Here is a 17,953-nt window from a genome sequence, read left to right on the forward strand (position 1 = left end):
TCAGGCAATGGCAAAACTCTATCGTTTGTTGACCGAAGAAGACACGTCTGCCTTCTGTCACAAAGTGTCGGACGCGCTGGCCAAAGGGTGGGAACTGTATGGCGACCCGTCCTATGCCTTCGACACAGCAAACAACGTGATGCGTTGTGCGCAGGCTGTGACCAAAGAGGTCGAGGCCGACTATTCCCCCGAAATGAAACTGGGACAGCAGTGATGGCAAAGACAAATCCGGGACGTTTTTTCGAGGACTACGCCGTCGGACAGGTGCTGCAACATGCCGTACCGCGCACGGTGACCGAAGGAGAGCGTGGTTTGTATCACGCGCTCTATCCCGCGCGTCATGCGCTGTATTCCTCGGATGAATTTGCTCGGGATTGTGGTTTGCCGGAAAGCCCGATCGATGATCTGGCGGCCTTCCATTTGGTGTTTGGCAAAACGGTGCCCGATGTTTCGTTGAATGCAGTTGCCAATCTTGGTTATGCCGAAGGGCGTTGGCTAAAGCCCGTCTATGCAGGCGACACGTTGCGTTCGGTGTCCGAGGTGATCGGGGTCAAGCAGAACTCGAACGGGAAAACCGGTGTTGTCTGGGTACGTACCCGCGGGCTGAACCAGTTGGACGAGTTGGTCATCGAATACGTTCGTTGGGTTATGGTGCGCAAAGCAAATGTCGATGCACCTGCGCCTGAGACAGTTGTTCCCGAGTTGAAGAAGGCTCTTGATCCTCAGGACCTTATCGTGCCCGAGGGCCTTGATTTCTCGAACTACGATTTTGCGTTGGCTGGTGAGCCGCATCGCTGGGGCGATTATGACATCGGCGAGACCATCGACCACGTGGACGGTGTGACCGTTGAAGAGGCCGAGCATATGTTGGCCACGCGCTTGTGGCAGAATACCGCCAAAGTGCATTTCGACCTGACGTTTCGACCTGAAGGCCGCCTGATCTATGGGGGTCATGTCATTTCGATGGCGCGCACCCTGTCCTTTAACGGTTTGGCAAATGCGCAGATGATCGTTGGCCTGAATGGTGGCGCGCATGCCAACCCTTGTTTTGCAGGTGATACCATCAAAGCGTGGTCCGAGGTTCTGGACAAGGCCGAGACTGGCGTACCCGGCGTGGGGGCGATCCGGTTGCGTCTGGTCGCCACCAAAGGAGGCGCACCATTCGCGTTAAAAAATGACGAGGGTCGGTACGTGTCGGACGTACTTCTGGACCTCGATTATTGGGCACTGATGCCGCAATAGGCGAACTGACAGTTATGTGAATGCAATGCGTGCAAGCCGTGCTAGGTTTGCACCATGCAAACCCTTGGCGCGATAGTGGCCAGTCTGTTTCTGGCAGCCGCAGCCCAAGCCTGTGATCTGGCTTTGGCCTTGGCCGTAGATGTGTCTGGCTCGGTCGACGGCAGCGAGTACCGCATCCAGATGGACGGTCTGGCCGCTGGACTGCGCGACCCGATCGTATCCGAGGCATTGGTCCGCGGTCAGGCGCAGTTGATGCTGGTGCAATGGACCGGGTCGTCGCGTCAGCGGATCACGATCCCCTGGACTCGTATCGACAGTTTCGCAGCTTTGGATCGGTTTGCGGAACAGGTTTCTGAGGATCCGCGCATCTGGCGGAACTTTTCAACCGCGATTGGGGAAGCGCTTCAGACAACGCTCGACTCCTTCGAGCCTGTGTCCCACTGCACCCGACATCTGATCGATTTGTCCGGCGACGGGGTATCCAATGAAGGCGTCGAGCCGACGCAAGTTCACGCCGCCCTGCGGGACAGAGGCGTTGTCGTCAACGCCCTGGCCATTGAGGAGAGTGAGCCGGACCTGACAGCATATTTCTTTGAGAATGTCATTGTGGGTGAAGGTGCATTTGTAGTTTCAGCAGCCGGATTTGCCGATTACCCGGAACGAATTCGCAGAAAACTGTTGCGCGAAGTGACGCAGCAAACCGCAGGGCTTAAGTGACGCGTCAAAAGATTCGTGATCACATCCTTTTGCCTTTGAAATCGCTAACATTGATGAAGGGGAATGTCATATGTGATCACGACATTATTTTGTGTGATCACATATTGGGAATATCCGCCGGTTTGAGCCGAATTTGCTGTATTTTGCAGCCGCAGCACGTGACAGTGTCGCAAAAAACAGTAAAACGTTCGGTAGCCAACCGAAAAGGAGCCGCCATGGCCGATGTAAATCGGGGCAATCGCCCACTTTCGCCGCATCTGTCGATCTATCGTCCACAGCTGACGTCGGTCACATCTATCCTGACCCGTATCACAGGAAACGCCTTACTAGTCGCGGGCCTGCTGATCGTTTGGTGGTTCCTGGCCGCTGCCACATCGCCCGAAGCGTTTGCCATAGCGAACGGGGTAATCACCTCGATGATCGGGGATCTGGTGATGGCTCTTTCCGTTTGGGGCCTGTGGTATCACGCGCTGGCCGGTGTGCGGCACCTGATCTGGGACAATGCGCTTGGCTTGGACCTTCCAACAGCGACCAAACTGGGTTGGGCCGTTGTCATCGGGTCGGTTGTGTTGACCCTTCTGACCCTTGTCATCGTCGCGTGATTGGAGGACTGAGATGCGTTATCTGACCGACCGCAAACGCGCCGCTGGCCTTGGCTCGGCGAAATCCGGCACCGCCCATTTCTGGGCCATGAAAGTCAGCTCGGTGGCGCTGCTGATCCTCGTGCCTTTGTTTGTCTTCACGTTTGGCCCGGTTCTGGGTCAGCCGTTTGATGTGGTTCTGGACTACTATTCACGGCCCTTCCCTGCGATTGTTGCAGCGCTGACGCTGGCGGTTGGCTTCAAACACTTCGCAGATGGCGCGCAGGTGATGTTGGAAGACTATGTTCACGGCACGCTTGAAAAGGTCCTGATCATTCTGGTGACCTGCCTGTCATACGGCGCAGCAGCGGCTGGCATCTTCGCCATCGCACGTATTGCCCTTTAATTCCCGGAGCTGAAAGAAATGGCTGCATACGAATACGAAACGCATGATTATGACGTGGTCGTTGTCGGCGCCGGTGGGGCCGGTCTGCGGGCAACGTTGGGTATGGCAGAACAGGGGTTGCGCACCGCGTGCGTGACCAAGGTTTTCCCAACCCGATCGCACACAGTGGCGGCTCAGGGTGGTATCGCGGCGTCCTTGTCGAACATGGGTCCCGACCACTGGCAGTGGCACATGTACGATACTGTCAAAGGGTCTGATTGGCTGGGTGACACAGACGCGATGGAGTACCTCGCGCGCGAAGCGCCCAAAGCCGTGTACGAGTTGGAGCATTATGGCGTGCCCTTCAGCCGCACTGAAGAAGGCAAGATCTATCAGCGCCCGTTCGGCGGTCACACAACCGAGTTTGGTGAAGGCCCCGCCGTGCAGCGGACCTGCGCTGCCGCCGACCGGACTGGCCACGCGATCCTGCATACGCTGTACGGTCAGTCGCTGAAGAACAACGCCGAGTTCTACATCGAATATTTCGCCATCGATTTGATCATGTCCGAGGATGGGCAATGTCAGGGCGTCGTCTGCTGGAAGCTGGACGACGGCACGATGCATGTCTTCAACGCCAAAATGGTTGTTCTGGCGACCGGCGGCTATGGCCGCGCCTATTTCAGCGCGACTTCGGCCCATACCTGTACCGGTGACGGTGGCGGTATGGTGGCCCGCGCAGGTCTGGCCCTGCAGGATATGGAGTTCGTGCAGTTCCACCCGACCGGCATCTACGGCTCGGGCTGTCTGATCACCGAAGGTGCTCGGGGCGAGGGTGGATACCTCACCAACTCGGAAGGCGAACGGTTCATGGAGCGTTATGCGCCTCAATACAAGGACCTCGCGCCTCGTGACTATGTCTCGCGCTCAATGACGATGGAGATCCGAGAAGGTCGCGGTGTCGGCGCGGAAGGGGATCACATCCACCTGAACCTGTCGCATTTGCCTGCTGAAGCTCTGGCAGAGCGTTTGCCGGGTATCTCGGAAAGTGCAAAGATTTTTGCGGGTGTCGACGTGACCAAGGAACCAATCCCGGTTCTACCGACCGTTCACTACAACATGGGTGGCATTCCGACCAACTATTGGGGTGAGGTTCTGAACCCCACCGCCGACGACCCAACGGCTGTTGTCCCCGGCTTGATGGCCGTGGGTGAAGCGGGTTGTGCCTCGGTCCACGGTGCGAACCGTCTGGGATCTAACTCGCTGATCGACCTCGTGGTGTTTGGCCGCGCCGCCGCGATCCGCGCTGGCAAAGTCGTGGATGCCGAAGCGCCGAACCCGGTTCTGAATCAGGCGTCGGTCGACAAAGCCTTTGATCGGTTCGATGCGGTCCGCAATGCCAGCGGCTCGGTCCCGACGGCAGAATTGCGGCTTGAGATGCAGAAAACCATGCAAGCCGATGCCGCTGTGTTCCGTACGGCCAAAACTATGGCCGAGGGCGTTGAAAAGATGACGGCGATTGCCGCTAAGATGGACGATCTGCAAGTCACTGACCGGTCTCTGGTATGGAACAGCGATCTGATGGAAACGTTGGAACTGGCCAACCTGATGCCCAACGCGTTGGCGACCATCGTCGGTGCTGAGGCCCGTAAGGAATCCCGTGGTGCCCACGCGCACGAGGACTTCAGCGAACGTGACGATGAAAACTGGCGCGTTCACACGGTCAGCCGGGTTGAGGGCAACGCAGTTGAGCTGAGCTATCGCCCGGTCATCGTTGATCCGCTGACGACCGAGGACCAAGGCGGTATTAGCCTGCAGAAAATCGCGCCCAAAGCGCGGACGTTCTAGGGGCAGGGAAAGCAGGCAATGACGCACAAGCGCCAAATACCCGTGATCCTGATGCAGGCAATCAGCCTGCGGATGGCGCGTGCGTGGTGCTTGTCATGACGGTCGAAGTTTTGAAGTCGGGGTCAAGCGATCCAAAGATAATCCTGATCGGGTTGAATCGCTGTGCGACGACCTCGTTTCATAAGCTGTTCCATAACAGCGGAATCCCATCCGTGCATTGGGAAGATGAGCAAGGCCAAAACCTTGCGCATCGCATGATGACCAATATTGCCATGGGGCGCAGGCCCTTGGATGGGTTCGGCGCGGTAAGGGCCTTCACCGACATTGCCTTTGTCAATTCGCGCTTCATGCTGGACGGTTCGCGTTTCTTTCGCGAGCTGCACGCGGCTTATCCAAGCGCATACTTTTTGCTGAATACGCGCAATCGCGAGGATTGGATCAACTCAAGGGCCAGCCATTCCAGTGGCGGCTATCTGGAGCGATGCTGCAAGGCCAACGGACAGACAGCTAATGAGGTGAAACAGGGTTGGGCGCATATGTACGATGTGCACCACACCGAGGTCGAAACCTATTTCGACGGAAATCCTCGCTTCCTGCGCTATGATATCGACAAAGATGACCCACAACGCGTTGCGGACTGGCTCTCGCCGGATTTCGACGTGAACATTGCCCACTGGGGGCATTATAATCGAGGGGCGTCTGATCGCGCCCGGACAGGCTGAAAGGCGGCCTTGTGCTGAATGGAGAATTGACATGGTTCAACTGACCCTGCCCAAGAATTCCCGGATTACCACCGGCAAGACCTGGCCCAAGCCGGACGGTGCCACCAATGTGCGCAAGTTCCAGATCTATCGCTGGAACCCCGATGACGGTCAGAACCCGCGTGTTGATACCTATTTCGTCGACATGGATACATGCGGCCCGATGGTTCTGGACGCGCTGATCAAGATCAAGAACGAGATCGACCCAACGTTGACCTTCCGCCGGTCTTGCCGCGAAGGCATCTGTGGCTCTTGTGCGATGAATATCGACGGGATCAACACGTTGGCCTGCATTTACGGCATGGACGAGATCAAGGGCGACGTGAAGATCTATCCGCTGCCGCATATGCCAGTGGTCAAGGACCTGATCCCTGATCTGACCCATTTCTATGCGCAGCATGCTTCGATCATGCCTTGGCTGGAAACCAAGACCAACCGTCCCGCGAAGGAATGGAAGCAGTCGATTGAGGACCGCAAGAAACTGGATGGTCTCTATGAATGCGTGATGTGCGCCAGCTGCTCAACCTCGTGCCCCAGCTATTGGTGGAACGGTGACCGGTATCTTGGCCCCGCCGCGTTGCTGCATGCGTATCGCTGGATTATCGACAGCCGCGATGAGGCCACAGGCGAACGTCTGGATGAGCTGGAAGATCCGTTCAAGCTGTATCGCTGTCACACCATCATGAATTGCGCCAAGACCTGCCCCAAAGGTTTGAACCCGGCCAAGGCGATTGCTGAAATCAAAAAGATGATGGTCGAACGCGCTGTTTAAGCGCCACTGCGTTTTGCGTTAAGCGCATGTCAAACTTGCAAATTTAGGCGATGCAGCCCCGGCTGCGTTGCCTTATTTTTTTGAGCAGGGAGGAGTGATGAGATTAAGTCAGGATCACTCCAATGAGCAAAGACACTTCCAAACAAAAAACCGACGCGAAAGAAGCGTTGGAACTGCTTGAGCAGGCATGGGCGTATTACGTGCCAGAACCCGTGAAAGCTGACAAAGAGCCTGAGTTGTTCGAATACGCAAACGCAGCCTGATACGGGCCGAAAGACTTGAATTACGACGGCTAATCGGCAAAGCAAGGCAATGCCTGTTCTTCTGCTTCTGCTGGCGGCCGGTGTATTCGGCTATTTTGTCTGGCGCGCACGTCATTCTACGCTGACGCGTAATTGTCGGTGGCGCCAGGACAAAAGCCATGGCGTCTGGCGGTGCAGCTTCTGCGGCGCTGAAATCACTTCTCAGGACCAGCCTTTGCAGTGTTCGAGGGCGCGCGACAATTAATTATCTGCTTTTCGCAGGCAGAGTTATGCGCCAGTCTGCATCGCATGACACGTTCTGAACGCCCTATCCCTGTTCCCGAAGATGCTGAGGCGCGTCGCGCGCTGGCCCCCGTAATCTGTTACCCGAACGACGCGTTACCGCGACCTGATGTGTCGTGGATGCGAACCCTGCGCCAAGGCGCAATCAAAACGGGCGAGGTTCTGGTTCCTCCGCGCGATGCGCGCTGTTTTGAGGTGCCGGCAGGGCACTTTTTTCGTATCACGTCCGTCGAAGGCCCTCAGGTCGGTGATTTGAACATATGGAATCGCAATGACCTGTCCGAGCGTTTCTATTCAGGTAAAACCCGCGCCCTGCATGGAACGCATCTGACCACCGGAGAACAGATGTGGTCCAGCTTTCCCCATCTGCGTCCTATGGCCACGATCGTTGAAGACACGCTGGAATGGTACGGGATCGACGCCTTTGGCGGGTCGGTCCATGACGTTATCGGTACGCGGTGCGATCCGTATACGGGCAACCTGTTGTCGGGTACGCAATACCACCACTGCTGCCATTCAAACCTGACCCGCGCGCTTGCGGACCATCTGGATCTTCCGCTGGCCGAGGCCGAACTTGCAGTGCATGACGTACTGAACGTCTTTATGTGCACCGGGTTTACGCGCGATACAGGTCAGTACTTTATGAAAGCCTCACCCGTGCGCCCGGGTGATTATCTTGAGTTCTTTGCCGAGATTGATCTGCTCGGCAATCTGAGTGCTTGCCCGGGCGGGGATTGTTCGTCCGAGCATTCCTCGGACACAGCTGCTTGTTTCCCGCTGCTGGTCGAAACATTCGCGCCGGCTGAAGGTGATTTGAAGGGATGGCAAAGCCCGGCGCGCAATGAATATGATGGCACGCACGGGCGATAAAACTGTCAGGCACCGAGTGGTGCCTGCCTATTGTCAGGTGTTCGGGAAAGCCGCCTGAAGGGCGATTTCCACCATGTCACCAAAGCTGCGCTCGCGTTCAGACGACGGCAGAGCTTCTCCGGTCAAAAGGTGATCGGAAACAGTGAGTACGGCCAATGCCCGGCATTTGTGGCGTGCCGCCAGAATGTACAGCTCTGCAGCTTCCATTTCGACGCCCAGAATGCCGTGACGCACCATCTGCTCGTTCAGATCCGGGCGCTCGTCATAAAAGACGTCGGAGGAGTATATCCCGCCAACATGCGTCGGTGTTCCTTTGGCCGCTGCCGCTGCTGCCGCCGCCTGCAACAAACCCCAGTCGGCGCAGGGCGCAAAGTTCAGCTCTTTCATGATGCCCCGCGAAGGGGTGCCGAGCGTAGTTGATGTCATTGCCAGAATGACATCACGCACTTTAACGCTGTCCTGCATGCCGCCACATGAGCCGATACGGATCAGAGTTTTAGCATCGTAATCGCGGATCAGTTCATTCACGTAAATGGAAAGAGAGGGCATCCCCATACCACTGCCCTGAATAGTAACAGGGTTTCCTTTCCATTTTCCGGTAAAGCCAAGCATTCCACGAACGTCATTGACCTGCTTTACATCTGTCAAAAACGTTTCAGCAGCCCATTTGGCCCGATAAGGATCTCCGGGCAAAAGAACCGTTTCTGCGATTTCGCCTTTTTCAGCGCCAATGTGAATGGTCATTTGTTCAATTTACCTTGATCAAATTTCCAGTTCGGAAATATCCGCACCAGCTTTTAAGGCGTCATGCACCCATTGAGGTTTGCGGCCGCGCCCCGTCCAGGTCTGTTCCGGGTTCGACGGGTTGCGATACTTTGCTTTGGTTTTAGGCGTTTTTCCGCCACGTGGCGCATCGCTGGACAATTCAGACAACGAAAAACCGAACTCTGCTGCGGCTTTTTCTGCCGCTTTCAAAGCCTCTTGCCGTTCGCGTTTTTCGGCGCTGACAAGCGCTTTTTCTATTTCATCACGTAAAGATAACAGTTCTTTTCGCGACATTTGTTCCAGATTGATCCCCATCAGTCCTCTCCGATTGAATTAAAATACGGTGCGTATTGGCGCGCACCGTATTTCCAAAAACAGGATTATTCCATCCCAAAGATTTAAAGGACAGAAACGGGGAAAAAAGAAGTAAACGCCTCAATTATTCAGCGGCAAGCGTCTTGGGGTCTGCCAAAACAACGATATCGCCCATAATTGCGTTCAATTCAAAGTTCTTAGGGGTGTAAACCTTGGCCACCCCCATGGCTTTCAATTTTTCGGCATCTTCATCGGGAATAATCCCACCGACAACAACCGGAATATGGGACAGCCCTTCTTTTTGCAGGCGTGACAATACCTCTTCGACCAGCGGCAGGTGGCTGCCGGACAGGATGGACAGGCCGATCACATGCGCGTCGTCTTCGCGCGCGGCGTCCACGATTTCCTCTGGGGTCAGGCGGATGCCCTCATAGCTGATGTCCATACCGCAATCTCGCGCACGGAAGGCGATCTGTTCGGCCCCGTTGGAATGGCCATCCAATCCGGGTTTGCCGACCAGGAACTTGAGACGACGACCCAGTTTGTCACTGACCGCGTCGACCGCAGCGCGCAGATCGTCCAACCCTTCGGTTTTGTTTGAAACCGAGCCTGAAACGCCCGTTGGACCGCGATAGGTGCCATAGACTTTGCGCATCTCTTCCGCCCATTCGCCTGTGGTGACGCCTGCCTTGGCCGCAACGATCGAGGGTTCCATCACGTTGGCTCCGGTCTGCGCTGCTTCGCGCAAGGCTGCCAAGGCTGCCGTGACTGCTGCGTCGTCGCGTTCTGCACGCCATTGGCTCAGGCGATCGATCTGTTCTTGTTCAACCGCAGGATCGACAACCATGATGCCGCCATCTTCGGTCTGCAAAGGTGAGGCCTCACCTTCAATCCATTTGTTCACACCAACAACAACGGTTTCGTTCCGTTCGATCCGGTTCAGTCGGTCTGCGTTCGAGTCTACGAGGCGGGATTTCATGTACTCGATGGAAGCTACCGCGCCACCCATCGAGTCCAGGTTTGCCAACTCGGCCCGCGCACCTGTTTTCAGGTCTTCAACTTTGGCATCGACGGCGGGGTTGCCATCGAACAAATCGTCGAATTCCAACAGGTCAGTCTCATAGGCCAGAATTTGCTGCATCCGCATCGACCATTGCTGATCCCAGGGGCGCGGCAGGCCAAGTGCCTCGTTCCACGCAGGCAACTGCACCGCACGGGCGCGCGCGTTTTTCGACAGCGTCACTGCCAGCATCTCGATCAGGATGCGATAGACGTTGTTTTCAGGCTGTTGTTCGGTCAGACCCAGCGAGTTCACCTGAACGCCATAGCGGAATCGGCGGAATTTGGGGTTCTCGACACCATAGCGTTGTTGCAGAATCTCGTCCCAAAGATCCACAAAGGCGCGCATCTTGCACATTTCGGTAACAAAACGGATACCCGCGTTTACGAAAAACGAAATCCGACCGCACAGCGCTGGAAAATCTTCTGCCGGTACGCGCGGGCGCAGTTCGTCCAACACGGCGATGGCAGTGGCCAACGCATAGGCCAGTTCCTGTTCCGGTGTCGCGCCAGCTTCCTGCAGGTGGTACGAGCACACGTTCATCGGGTTCCACTTGGGAACGTTGGTATAGCAATACTCGGCCACGTCCGCGATCATCTTGAGCGACGGTTTGGGCGGGCAAACATAGGTGCCGCGGCTCAGATATTCCTTGATCAGGTCATTCTGAACCGTGCCCTGCAATTTCGACACGTCTGCGCCTTGCTCTTCCGCGACAGCGATATAAAGCGCCAAAAGCCATGGGGCAGTGGCGTTGATCGTCATCGAGGTGTTCATCTGCTCAAGCGGGATTTGGTCGAACAGAACCCGCATGTCGCCCAGATGACAAACGGGAACACCTACTTTACCGACTTCACCGCGCGCCAAGGTGTGGTCGCTGTCATAGCCCGTTTGCGTCGGCAGATCGAAGGCCACGGACAGACCGGTTTGCCCTTTCGCCAGGTTCCCCCGGTAAAGCGCGTTCGAGGCTTTGGCCGTGGAATGACCGGCATAGGTTCGGATGAGCCAGGGGCGATCTTTCTGCGTCTGCGTCATAGCGGGGCCTCGCGTTTCGGTGGGCAATAAAATTACGTCTTGGGGTTCTAAAGCGCAATTTTTGGGACATGTCAATTCGCTGCGTTGCGGCATCCATTAATTGTTCAGATTGTGGGCAGTTGCGATTGGTGGCAATGTGCCGCCATGACGCAAACCGTGGAACTTCCGCTTTGGCTTTTCCTGCTGATCGTGGTCTTTGCCATGGTCACTTTTGCTTCGCATTTCCTGTTCCCTTCGGTGCGTTGGTTTTTTCGCCGCAGGTTGGAACGCGCCGTTTCGCGCCTGAATCAAAGGCTTCAACGTCCTATCCAGCCGTTTAAGCTGGCGCGGCGACACGACATGATTCAGCAGTTGATTTACGACCCTCAGGTCGGGCGTGCGGTTCAACAACATGCGCAGGACGAAGGCATTCCCGAGGCGGTCGCTTTTGAAAAAGCCCGTCGCTATGCGCGCGAGATTGTTCCGTCGTTTTCCGCTTTTGCGTATTTCAGCTTTGCCATCCGTCTCGCCCGTCTGTTGAGCAATACGTTTTACGAAGTCCGACTCAGCCATCAAGACGAGGCTGCGATAAAGAACATCGATCCGGACGCCACCGTGGTTTTTGTGATGAACCATCGCAGCAATATGGACTATGTGCTTGTGACCTATCTGGCAGCACAGCAATCAGCCTTGTCTTATGCTGTTGGCGAATGGGCGCGCGTTTGGCCGCTAAGCCGTTTGATTCGCGCGATGGGAGCTTACTTTATTCGGCGAAAATCAGGCAGCGAGCTCTATCGGCAAGTGCTGTCCTGCTATGTGCGCCATGCGACCGAAGCTGGTGTGACGCAAGCCATGTTCCCGGAAGGCGGCTTAAGCCTGACCGGCGCACTGGGTCGCCCAAAGTTGGGTTTGCTGAAATACATTATGGATGGAACCTCGCCCGACGGGCGTGATGTGGTTTTTGTCCCCGTCGCACTGAACTATGACCGGGTGCTTGAAGATACCATCCTGACCCGCGCTGCCTTGGGGTCAGAGCGCCGGTTTCGCGCTCGGATTGGCGTGATCTCGCGCTGGATCCTCAAGCAGCTCTGGCGACGTCTGATCGGGCGGTACAAGCGATTTGGCGTTGCCTCTGTACGATATGGAGTTCCGATTTCGCTGAAGGAATTCCGCGCTGTCAGCGATGACGATGTCATGACGGATTTGGCCCGAGAACTGATGCAACGCATCGGGCAGGCGATCCCGCTGGTTCCGGCCCCTGCGGCTTGCCGGTTGTTGCAACAGAACGGATCTTTGCCTGAAGAGGCCGTTCGATCCCAAATACTGTCCATGTTGGCCGAAGACGGCCACACGTCGGATCAGGACGAAACGGCAGTGGATAACGCCGTGAATCAGTTGGTCGAGCGCAGGATCTTAAGCCGCCAGGGGGACAATCTGACCCTTTCAGGTCAACGTGAGGATCTGTTGGGCTATTATGCAGCTTCTGTGCCAATCGACAGGAAATCCGATAATACTGCGGCTGCAAAATAACTTTCTGCATCCGCTGGGTCATAAAATTACAAATCAAGGCCGAAAACGGTTGCATTATTACTTGGCGGTCAATATTCCAGTCTGTGAAGCGCGCGATTCTGCGTTGCGGCAATGGTATTGAGAAAAAGGAGGCCAGCATGGCTTTGGACACCGAAAGCGGTATCGCGTCGTACGAGGCACCCGAAAAGGACCTCTATGAAATGGGTGAGATCCCTCCGATGGGATTTGTCCCCAAGCAGATGTATGCTTGGGCCATCCGCAAGGAGCGCCACGGCGAGCCGAATACTGCAATGCAGCAGGAAGTGGTCGAGGTGCCCGAACTGGACAGCAACGAGGTGCTGGTTCTGGTGATGGCGGCTGGCGTCAACTATAACGGTGTCTGGGCCGCTCTAGGTCAGCCAATCAGCCCGTTTGATGGTCACAAAGCCCCCTATCATATTGCCGGTTCGGATGCGTCAGGCATTGTCTGGGCCGTCGGCGACAAGGTGAAGCGGTGGAAAGTGGGTGATGAGGTCGTTATCCACTGCAACCAGGACGATGGCGACGACGAGGAATGCAACGGTGGTGATCCGATGTACTCTCCCAGCCAGCGAATCTGGGGCTATGAGACGCCGGACGGGTCGTTCAGCCAGTTCACTCGCGTTCAGGCACAGCAGTTGATGCCGCGCCCCAAGCATCTGACCTGGGAAGAAGCAGCATGCTACACCCTGACTCTGGCGACCGCTTACCGGATGCTTTTTGGCCATGAGCCGCATGATCTGAAACCGGGCCAGAACGTTCTGGTTTGGGGTGCGTCGGGTGGTCTGGGGTCCTATGCGATCCAGCTGATCAACACGGCCGGTGCAAATGCGATTGGCGTGATTTCGGACGAAAGCAAGCGCGACTTCGTCATGGGCTTGGGTGCCAAGGGTGTTCTGAACCGCAAGGACTTCAACTGCTGGGGTCAATTGCCCACGGTGAACACGCCGGAATATGCCGAATGGTTCAAAGAGGCCCGCAAGTTTGGCAAGGCGATCTGGGACATCACCGGCAAAGGCAACAATGTGGATATGGTGTTTGAACACCCCGGTGAAAGCACGTTCCCGGTTTCGACCTTTGTTGTCAAAAAGGGCGGTATGGTCGTGATCTGCGCCGGCACTACCGGCTTCAACTGTACCTTCGATGTGCGCTACATGTGGATGCATCAAAAGCGCCTGCAAGGGTCGCACTTTGCGCATCTCAAACAGGCGGCTGCCGCAAACAAGCTGATGGTCGAACGTCGCCTGGATCCCTGCATGTCAGAAGTGTTCACCTGGAACGATCTGCCCGAGGCGCACATGAAGATGCTGCGGAACGAACATAAGCCGGGCAACATGTCTGTCCTTGTACAGGCACCCCGCACTGGCTTGCGCACCCTTGAAGAGGTTCTTGACGCAGGTTGATCCCTCTTTGGGAAAGTAGACAAAAAAAAACACCCGCGAATCGCCTGGCCGGTTCGCGGGTGTTTTGCGTTTTGACAGAGCCTTTCGGACTTTCAAACACTTACATTTTCTTCCCCCGCTATTTTTGGGGAGTAGAAACCGGTGAATAGGTCGAAAAAGATCATACATGTTATGGTTGTGTTAACGCTTCGTTAACTGTTTCAGAGAGACCCTAATGGCGCAGAATGAGTGGATATTGGACGTATTGTCGGACCTCAATGCTTTCGCCGTTGCGAACGGGTTGAGCGCGCTTGCCGAGCAGCTGGATGACACAAGGCTGATCGCTGCGGCCGAGATTGCGTCCCTGAAGAACGAGGCACGAGCGCCCGCGGATGGGAACGGAAGTCGAATTGGGTCAAATCCTACTGGATTTGGAAAACACCAACACGCTTGAAGAGCTCAGCAACGTTGCAGAGCGATTGCGTAGTATTCTTCAGGTCGAACATCTGACCTATCACTGGGTTGATGGCGCGGGCGATCAGTACGGTTACACCACGTATTCAGATACCTGGGACGAACGCTATCGGGACAAGAACTACCATCGGATTGATCCGGTTATTCTTGGATGTTTCCAAAGATTTCATCCGGTCGACTGGAAATCTCTGGACTGGTCAAGCAGGATCGCAAAATCCTTTCTTCAAGACGCCCGTAACCACGGTGTTGGCAATCAAGGCTATTCCATTCCGATCCGAGGTCCGAACGGACAGTTTGCCCTATTCACCGTAAACCACAGTTGCGATGATCAGACCTGGCAACGTTTTATTTCGACCTACGGGCGGGATTTGATTTTGGTTGCGCATTTCATCAACCGCAAAGCGCTTGAGTTCGAAAAAGACAGGCAACCGGATTCCACGCGTAATCTGTCACCACGGGAAATAGACGCTATTACCCTTTTGGCTTTGGGCTACAGCCGTGCCCAAGTGGCGCATTCGCTGTCGATTTCAGAGCATACGCTGCGGGTCTATATCGAAAGCGCCCGATCGAAATTGGGCGCTCATAACACCACGCATGCAATCGCAACCGCGCTCAGCCGAGGATTAATAGTGGTTTAAGACCAGCGCGCACCCCACACGCAATATTAACCACGACTCTGTACCCCCTTCGTTCCTGCACAGGACGACAAGGGGAATAAGTCATGTTGCGTTATTTATATGCCGATGAGTTGCACAGATTTCCAACTCTGGCAGAGGGGATGTTCAAGGATCGAGCGGATCAGTTCAAAACCCGGCTGGGGTGGGATGTCCATGTCAATGAACAGGGGAAGAGCGGGATGAGTATGACGCACTCAACCCGCTTTATGTCATCTGGGAAGAGCCAGACGGCAGTCATGGCGGGTCGATGCGGGTGTTGCCCACAACGGGTCGGGTGATGATCAACGAGGTTTTCGGGCATCTCAACGGCGGCAAACCCATTTGCAGCCCGTTGATCTGGGAAGTGACACGGTTCTGCCTGTCACGCAACGCAGGCCCTCATACGGCCGGGGCTATTATGCTGAGCGGCGGTGAGATGATGGAAGGGTTTGGCTTGACACACATCGCCGGTGTGTTTGATGCGCGTATGATCCGTATCTATCGTCTGATCGGCTCATCGCCCGAGGTTTTGGGCACTCAGGGCAGTGGGCGGGATCAGATCTCGGTCGGGTTGTGGCCTTATTCTGCGGATGATTGCAACCGCGTCGCGAAACGTGCTGGCATCCCGCGCGAACTGTCGCGCCTGTGGTTCAACACAGCGTTTGGGCCCAAAAAACAGCACCGGTTTGCCTTGTCCGCATAAGCGGTTGAAAACGCCATTCCGCATCTGGTGATGGTCGGCGCGGCCCTGTAGGGTCGCGCCATGTCTTTGCAAAATGTAACCTTCTCGGATGATCAGGCCGCCGCATTTGACAGCATCGCCGAGATGCTGAGATCAGCAGGTGTCGATCTGGAAGATGACGCCCTTCTCAAACTGCCGGGGGCGGGGAAATCGGGCGTAATGGCCGTGATCGGCAAGGCTGGTTCTGGTAAAACCCTGCTGCTGGCTGAACTGTATAAGGCGCTGGCAGAGACCGGGGTACAGGTCGTGTCCGGCGACTATGAAAGTCGCAAGTCCAGGGACAAGCGTAGCCTTGCTATCCTGGCCCCCACCAACAAGGCCGCAAGTGTTCTGCGTCTGCGCGGCGTGCCCGCCACCACAATTCACCGCATTCTCTACACGCCTGTGTACGACCCGGAATACGAGCGCATCGCTGAATGGCTGGCGGGCAATGACGAACGACCCGAGATTGAAGGACTGACCGATGAAGCCCTGGATCGGGCTGCGGCGTTTTACGAAAACAACAAGTCCATGCCTGGGGCACTGGCTGCTGCCGGATTGCGGGGATCGGATTTCATCACGGGGTGGAAACGGCGCGACGAACCTTTGGACATCGGGTTTGTCGATGAAGCGTCGATGCTGGACGACCGTCAATTCGAGGATCTGAAAGAGATTTTTCCAACCCTTTTGTTATTCGGTGATCCGGCACAGCTGGCACCGGTAAATCAATCGGGCAGCATGGTTTTTGAGTCCTTGCCCGAACCCAGAAAACTGACGCTTCAACGCGTTCACAGACAGGATGCAGACAACCCAATCCTTGATCTGGCCCATGCTCTGGCTGACTCGGCGATGGGGTTTGAAGACTTCGAGCGTTTGGTCGAAGAGACGGCGCGCCGTGACGACAGGGTGGTCTGGGGGCAGCGGGTCGAAGTCGACCTGATGGCGCGCAGCCCGGTTTTGGTTTGGCGCAACGCAACACGCATTCGACTTATTCAGGCGTTCAGGAACGTCCATGGCGCACCAGAGACCGAGTTATTGGAAGGGGAACCGCTGATTTGCGACGGGATCGAACTGCCTTTGAAACATCGCAAGAAACGGCTGGATCTTGAGGCGCGTGGGCTGATCAAGGGGGCTCAGGTGGTGTACCTGGGGCCGGGGCGAAAGCCGGGATTCTCGCGGCTGCATGTGATGGGTGCCGAAGACCCTCAGGTCAGCGCGGCGTCGATTGTCCAGATCGAGAAGCCGGATGAGGAAGAACCGTTCATTCCCTTTGCGGCGCGTATGGGCGCAACGTTCCTGCACGGTGCGGCAGTGACGATACATAAGGCGCAAGGTTCTCAGTGGGACACGGTTCAGGTTTTTGCACCGGACATCTACGCCGCAGCCCGAATGGGCCGGACCGAGGCAGGACAACCCTTGTGGAAACGTTTGGCTTATGTGGCGATCACGCGCGCGCAGGAACGTCTGATCTGGGTCGTCCGCAACCGATTGTCGAAGCCAACTTATCCGCTGCGAGTGGACGACCTGCGGGCTGTCCCGGCGGCGTCACTGACATTGGAGGCGGAAGAGACATGACATCCATTATCGTTACCGGCGCAAGCTCTGGTATAGGACTGGCCACGGCGGAACTGTTCCTGGCCCAGGGGTGGACCGTCGGCGTGTTGGCACGCAGTGCGGATAAGCTGAATGCCCTGGCACAAAAGCACGGCAACGCCGTTGCGCTGCCTGCGGACGTAACAGAGCCTGAGGCAGTGAAGACTGCGTTCCGAAAGTTTACGGACGAGGTTGGTCGTCTGGATGTCTTGTTCAACAACGCAGGCATCTTTGCACCGGGCGGTACTATCGACGAAATTGCGCTGGAGGATTGGTATCAAAGCGTCAACGTCAACCTGAACGGCATGTTCCTGTGCGCACGCGAAGCCTTTGGGATCATGCGGCATCAGGACCCTCAGGGCGGACGCATTATCAATAACGGCTCGATTGCCGCCCATGTTCCGCGTCCGAACTCTGTGCATTATTCGGCGACTAAACATGCAATTACCGGGCTGACCCGCAGCCTGTCTCTGGATGGGCGGTGCTTTGGAATAGCCTGCGGGCAGATCGACATCGGGAACGCCCGGACACAGATGGTTCAGGGGCTGGTGGACGCGGCGCAGGCGGCGGGGGAAACGCCTGACCCGACCATGGCCGTCGAAGACGCGGCGCGATCTGTTCTGCATATGGCAACCCTGCCGCCCGAGGCGAATGTTCAGTTCATGACCGTCATGGCGACGACCATGCCCTATATCGGCAGGGGATAACCG

18 protein-coding genes and 1 pseudogene are annotated in these 17,953 nt (G+C 56.3%); 16 read left to right on the forward strand and 3 right to left on the reverse strand.

The window, feature by feature from the left end; translation table 11 throughout:
* The first annotated feature begins 7 nt into the window (after positions 1–7).
* The 10 genes from GS636_RS08140 (at position 8) to GS636_RS08185 (ending at position 7,718) form a co-directional block, all read left to right on the forward strand.
* Positions 8–214: a DUF1737 domain-containing protein gene (locus GS636_RS08140; RefSeq protein WP_171093669.1), complete on the forward strand. Its 207-nt coding sequence runs from the start codon at positions 8–10 to the stop codon at positions 212–214.
* Complete coding sequence (locus tag GS636_RS08145; protein ID WP_171669097.1) at positions 214–1,242, forward strand: MaoC family dehydratase; 1,029 nt, start codon at positions 214–216, stop codon at positions 1,240–1,242. Before GS636_RS08140 ends, GS636_RS08145 begins: the two co-directional genes overlap by 1 nt.
* A 54-nt stretch (positions 1,243–1,296) precedes the next feature.
* Positions 1,297–1,959, forward strand: coding sequence for a DUF1194 domain-containing protein (locus GS636_RS08150; RefSeq protein ID WP_171669098.1), 663 nt, complete (start codon positions 1,297–1,299; stop codon positions 1,957–1,959).
* Between the two features lie 215 nt (positions 1,960–2,174).
* Positions 2,175–2,561 (forward strand): succinate dehydrogenase, cytochrome b556 subunit, encoded by a 387-nt coding sequence (sdhC, locus tag GS636_RS08155; protein ID WP_171669099.1) that lies wholly within the window; start codon positions 2,175–2,177, stop codon positions 2,559–2,561.
* Positions 2,562–2,574: 13 nt separating this feature from the next.
* Complete coding sequence (sdhD, locus tag GS636_RS08160) at positions 2,575–2,946, forward strand: succinate dehydrogenase, hydrophobic membrane anchor protein (RefSeq protein ID WP_050604070.1); 372 nt, start codon at positions 2,575–2,577, stop codon at positions 2,944–2,946.
* An 18-nt stretch (positions 2,947–2,964) separates the two neighbouring features.
* Positions 2,965–4,770: a succinate dehydrogenase flavoprotein subunit gene (gene sdhA, locus GS636_RS08165; RefSeq protein ID WP_171620958.1), complete on the forward strand. Its 1,806-nt coding sequence runs from the start codon at positions 2,965–2,967 to the stop codon at positions 4,768–4,770.
* A gap of 95 nt (positions 4,771–4,865) precedes the next feature.
* Entirely contained in the window at positions 4,866–5,492 is a 627-nt protein-coding gene (locus GS636_RS08170; protein ID WP_171234941.1) for a sulfotransferase, read from the forward strand.
* Positions 5,493–5,523: 31 nt separating this feature from the next.
* Entirely contained in the window at positions 5,524–6,303 is a 780-nt protein-coding gene (locus GS636_RS08175; protein WP_152456842.1) for a succinate dehydrogenase iron-sulfur subunit, read from the forward strand.
* 122 nt (positions 6,304–6,425) lie between these two features.
* Positions 6,426–6,566: a hypothetical protein gene (locus GS636_RS08180; RefSeq protein ID WP_171093657.1), complete on the forward strand. Its 141-nt coding sequence runs from the start codon at positions 6,426–6,428 to the stop codon at positions 6,564–6,566.
* 288 nt (positions 6,567–6,854) lie between these two features.
* Positions 6,855–7,718 (forward strand): DUF1989 domain-containing protein, encoded by an 864-nt coding sequence (locus tag GS636_RS08185; protein WP_171669100.1) that lies wholly within the window; start codon positions 6,855–6,857, stop codon positions 7,716–7,718.
* A gap of 33 nt (positions 7,719–7,751) precedes the next feature.
* Here the strand turns inward: GS636_RS08185 and deoD are convergent, their stop codons facing one another.
* From deoD to GS636_RS08200, 3 genes are all read right to left on the reverse strand, one after another.
* The gene (deoD, locus tag GS636_RS08190) at positions 7,752–8,462 is read right to left on the reverse strand and encodes a purine-nucleoside phosphorylase (RefSeq protein WP_171093653.1); all 711 of its coding nucleotides are present in this window, start codon (positions 8,460–8,462) and stop codon (positions 7,752–7,754) included.
* Between the two features lie 18 nt (positions 8,463–8,480).
* Positions 8,481–8,798: an H-NS family nucleoid-associated regulatory protein gene (locus tag GS636_RS08195; RefSeq protein ID WP_171093651.1), complete on the reverse strand. Its 318-nt coding sequence runs from the start codon at positions 8,796–8,798 to the stop codon at positions 8,481–8,483.
* 124 nt (positions 8,799–8,922) lie between these two features.
* Positions 8,923–10,983: a protein meaA gene (locus GS636_RS08200; protein WP_256369059.1), complete on the reverse strand. Its 2,061-nt coding sequence runs from the start codon at positions 10,981–10,983 to the stop codon at positions 8,923–8,925.
* Positions 10,984–11,034: 51 nt separating this feature from the next.
* On the opposite strand from GS636_RS08200, the gene GS636_RS08205 reads away from it, so the two are divergent.
* From GS636_RS08205 to GS636_RS08230, 6 genes and pseudogenes are all read left to right on the forward strand, one after another.
* Positions 11,035–12,399: a 1-acyl-sn-glycerol-3-phosphate acyltransferase gene (locus tag GS636_RS08205; protein WP_171669102.1), complete on the forward strand. Its 1,365-nt coding sequence runs from the start codon at positions 11,035–11,037 to the stop codon at positions 12,397–12,399.
* 137 nt (positions 12,400–12,536) lie between these two features.
* Positions 12,537–13,820 (forward strand): crotonyl-CoA carboxylase/reductase, encoded by a 1,284-nt coding sequence (gene ccrA / locus GS636_RS08210; RefSeq protein WP_171669103.1) that lies wholly within the window; start codon positions 12,537–12,539, stop codon positions 13,818–13,820.
* A 371-nt stretch (positions 13,821–14,191) separates the two neighbouring features.
* On the forward strand, positions 14,192–14,911 hold the full coding sequence (locus tag GS636_RS08215; protein WP_171183979.1) for a LuxR family transcriptional regulator: 720 nt from the start codon (positions 14,192–14,194) through the stop codon (positions 14,909–14,911).
* 83 nt (positions 14,912–14,994) lie between these two features.
* A pseudogene (locus GS636_RS08220) lies at positions 14,995–15,632 on the forward strand (acyl-homoserine-lactone synthase).
* A gap of 60 nt (positions 15,633–15,692) precedes the next feature.
* Complete coding sequence (locus tag GS636_RS08225; RefSeq protein ID WP_171669104.1) at positions 15,693–17,225, forward strand: ATP-dependent RecD-like DNA helicase; 1,533 nt, start codon at positions 15,693–15,695, stop codon at positions 17,223–17,225.
* Positions 17,222–17,950, forward strand: a complete 729-nt coding sequence (locus GS636_RS08230; RefSeq protein ID WP_171669105.1) for an SDR family oxidoreductase — start codon at positions 17,222–17,224, stop codon at positions 17,948–17,950. The genes GS636_RS08225 and GS636_RS08230 overlap by 4 nt, the downstream gene beginning before the upstream one ends.
* The last annotated feature ends 3 nt before the right edge of the window (positions 17,951–17,953 follow it).

The sequence above is a fragment of the Ruegeria sp. HKCCD4884 genome, from assembly GCF_013110855.1.
Taxonomy (GTDB): domain Bacteria; phylum Pseudomonadota; class Alphaproteobacteria; order Rhodobacterales; family Rhodobacteraceae; genus Ruegeria.

Excerpts from the sequence above, each read along its gene's own strand:
- GS636_RS08140 (WP_171093669.1), top strand. The coding sequence starts at position 8 with ATGGCAAAACTCTATCGTTTGTTGACCGAAGAAGACACGTCTGCCTTC.
- GS636_RS08145 (WP_171669097.1), top strand. The coding sequence starts at position 214 with ATGGCAAAGACAAATCCGGGACGTTTTTTCGAGGACTACGCCGTCGGA.
- GS636_RS08150 (WP_171669098.1), top strand. The coding sequence starts at position 1,297 with ATGCAAACCCTTGGCGCGATAGTGGCCAGTCTGTTTCTGGCAGCCGCA.
- sdhC (WP_171669099.1), top strand. The coding sequence starts at position 2,175 with ATGGCCGATGTAAATCGGGGCAATCGCCCACTTTCGCCGCATCTGTCG.
- sdhD (WP_050604070.1), top strand. The coding sequence starts at position 2,575 with ATGCGTTATCTGACCGACCGCAAACGCGCCGCTGGCCTTGGCTCGGCG.
- sdhA (WP_171620958.1), top strand. The coding sequence starts at position 2,965 with ATGGCTGCATACGAATACGAAACGCATGATTATGACGTGGTCGTTGTC.
- GS636_RS08170 (WP_171234941.1), top strand. The coding sequence starts at position 4,866 with ATGACGGTCGAAGTTTTGAAGTCGGGGTCAAGCGATCCAAAGATAATC.
- GS636_RS08175 (WP_152456842.1), top strand. The coding sequence starts at position 5,524 with ATGGTTCAACTGACCCTGCCCAAGAATTCCCGGATTACCACCGGCAAG.
- GS636_RS08180 (WP_171093657.1), top strand. The coding sequence starts at position 6,426 with ATGAGCAAAGACACTTCCAAACAAAAAACCGACGCGAAAGAAGCGTTG.
- GS636_RS08185 (WP_171669100.1), top strand. The coding sequence starts at position 6,855 with ATGACACGTTCTGAACGCCCTATCCCTGTTCCCGAAGATGCTGAGGCG.
- deoD (WP_171093653.1), bottom strand. The coding sequence starts at position 8,462 with ATGACCATTCACATTGGCGCTGAAAAAGGCGAAATCGCAGAAACGGTT.
- GS636_RS08195 (WP_171093651.1), bottom strand. The coding sequence starts at position 8,798 with ATGGGGATCAATCTGGAACAAATGTCGCGAAAAGAACTGTTATCTTTA.
- GS636_RS08200 (WP_256369059.1), bottom strand. The coding sequence starts at position 10,983 with ATGCCGCAACGCAGCGAATTGACATGTCCCAAAAATTGCGCTTTAGAA.
- GS636_RS08205 (WP_171669102.1), top strand. The coding sequence starts at position 11,035 with ATGACGCAAACCGTGGAACTTCCGCTTTGGCTTTTCCTGCTGATCGTG.
- ccrA (WP_171669103.1), top strand. The coding sequence starts at position 12,537 with ATGGCTTTGGACACCGAAAGCGGTATCGCGTCGTACGAGGCACCCGAA.
- GS636_RS08215 (WP_171183979.1), top strand. The coding sequence starts at position 14,192 with ATGGGAACGGAAGTCGAATTGGGTCAAATCCTACTGGATTTGGAAAAC.
- GS636_RS08225 (WP_171669104.1), top strand. The coding sequence starts at position 15,693 with ATGTCTTTGCAAAATGTAACCTTCTCGGATGATCAGGCCGCCGCATTT.
- GS636_RS08230 (WP_171669105.1), top strand. The coding sequence starts at position 17,222 with ATGACATCCATTATCGTTACCGGCGCAAGCTCTGGTATAGGACTGGCC.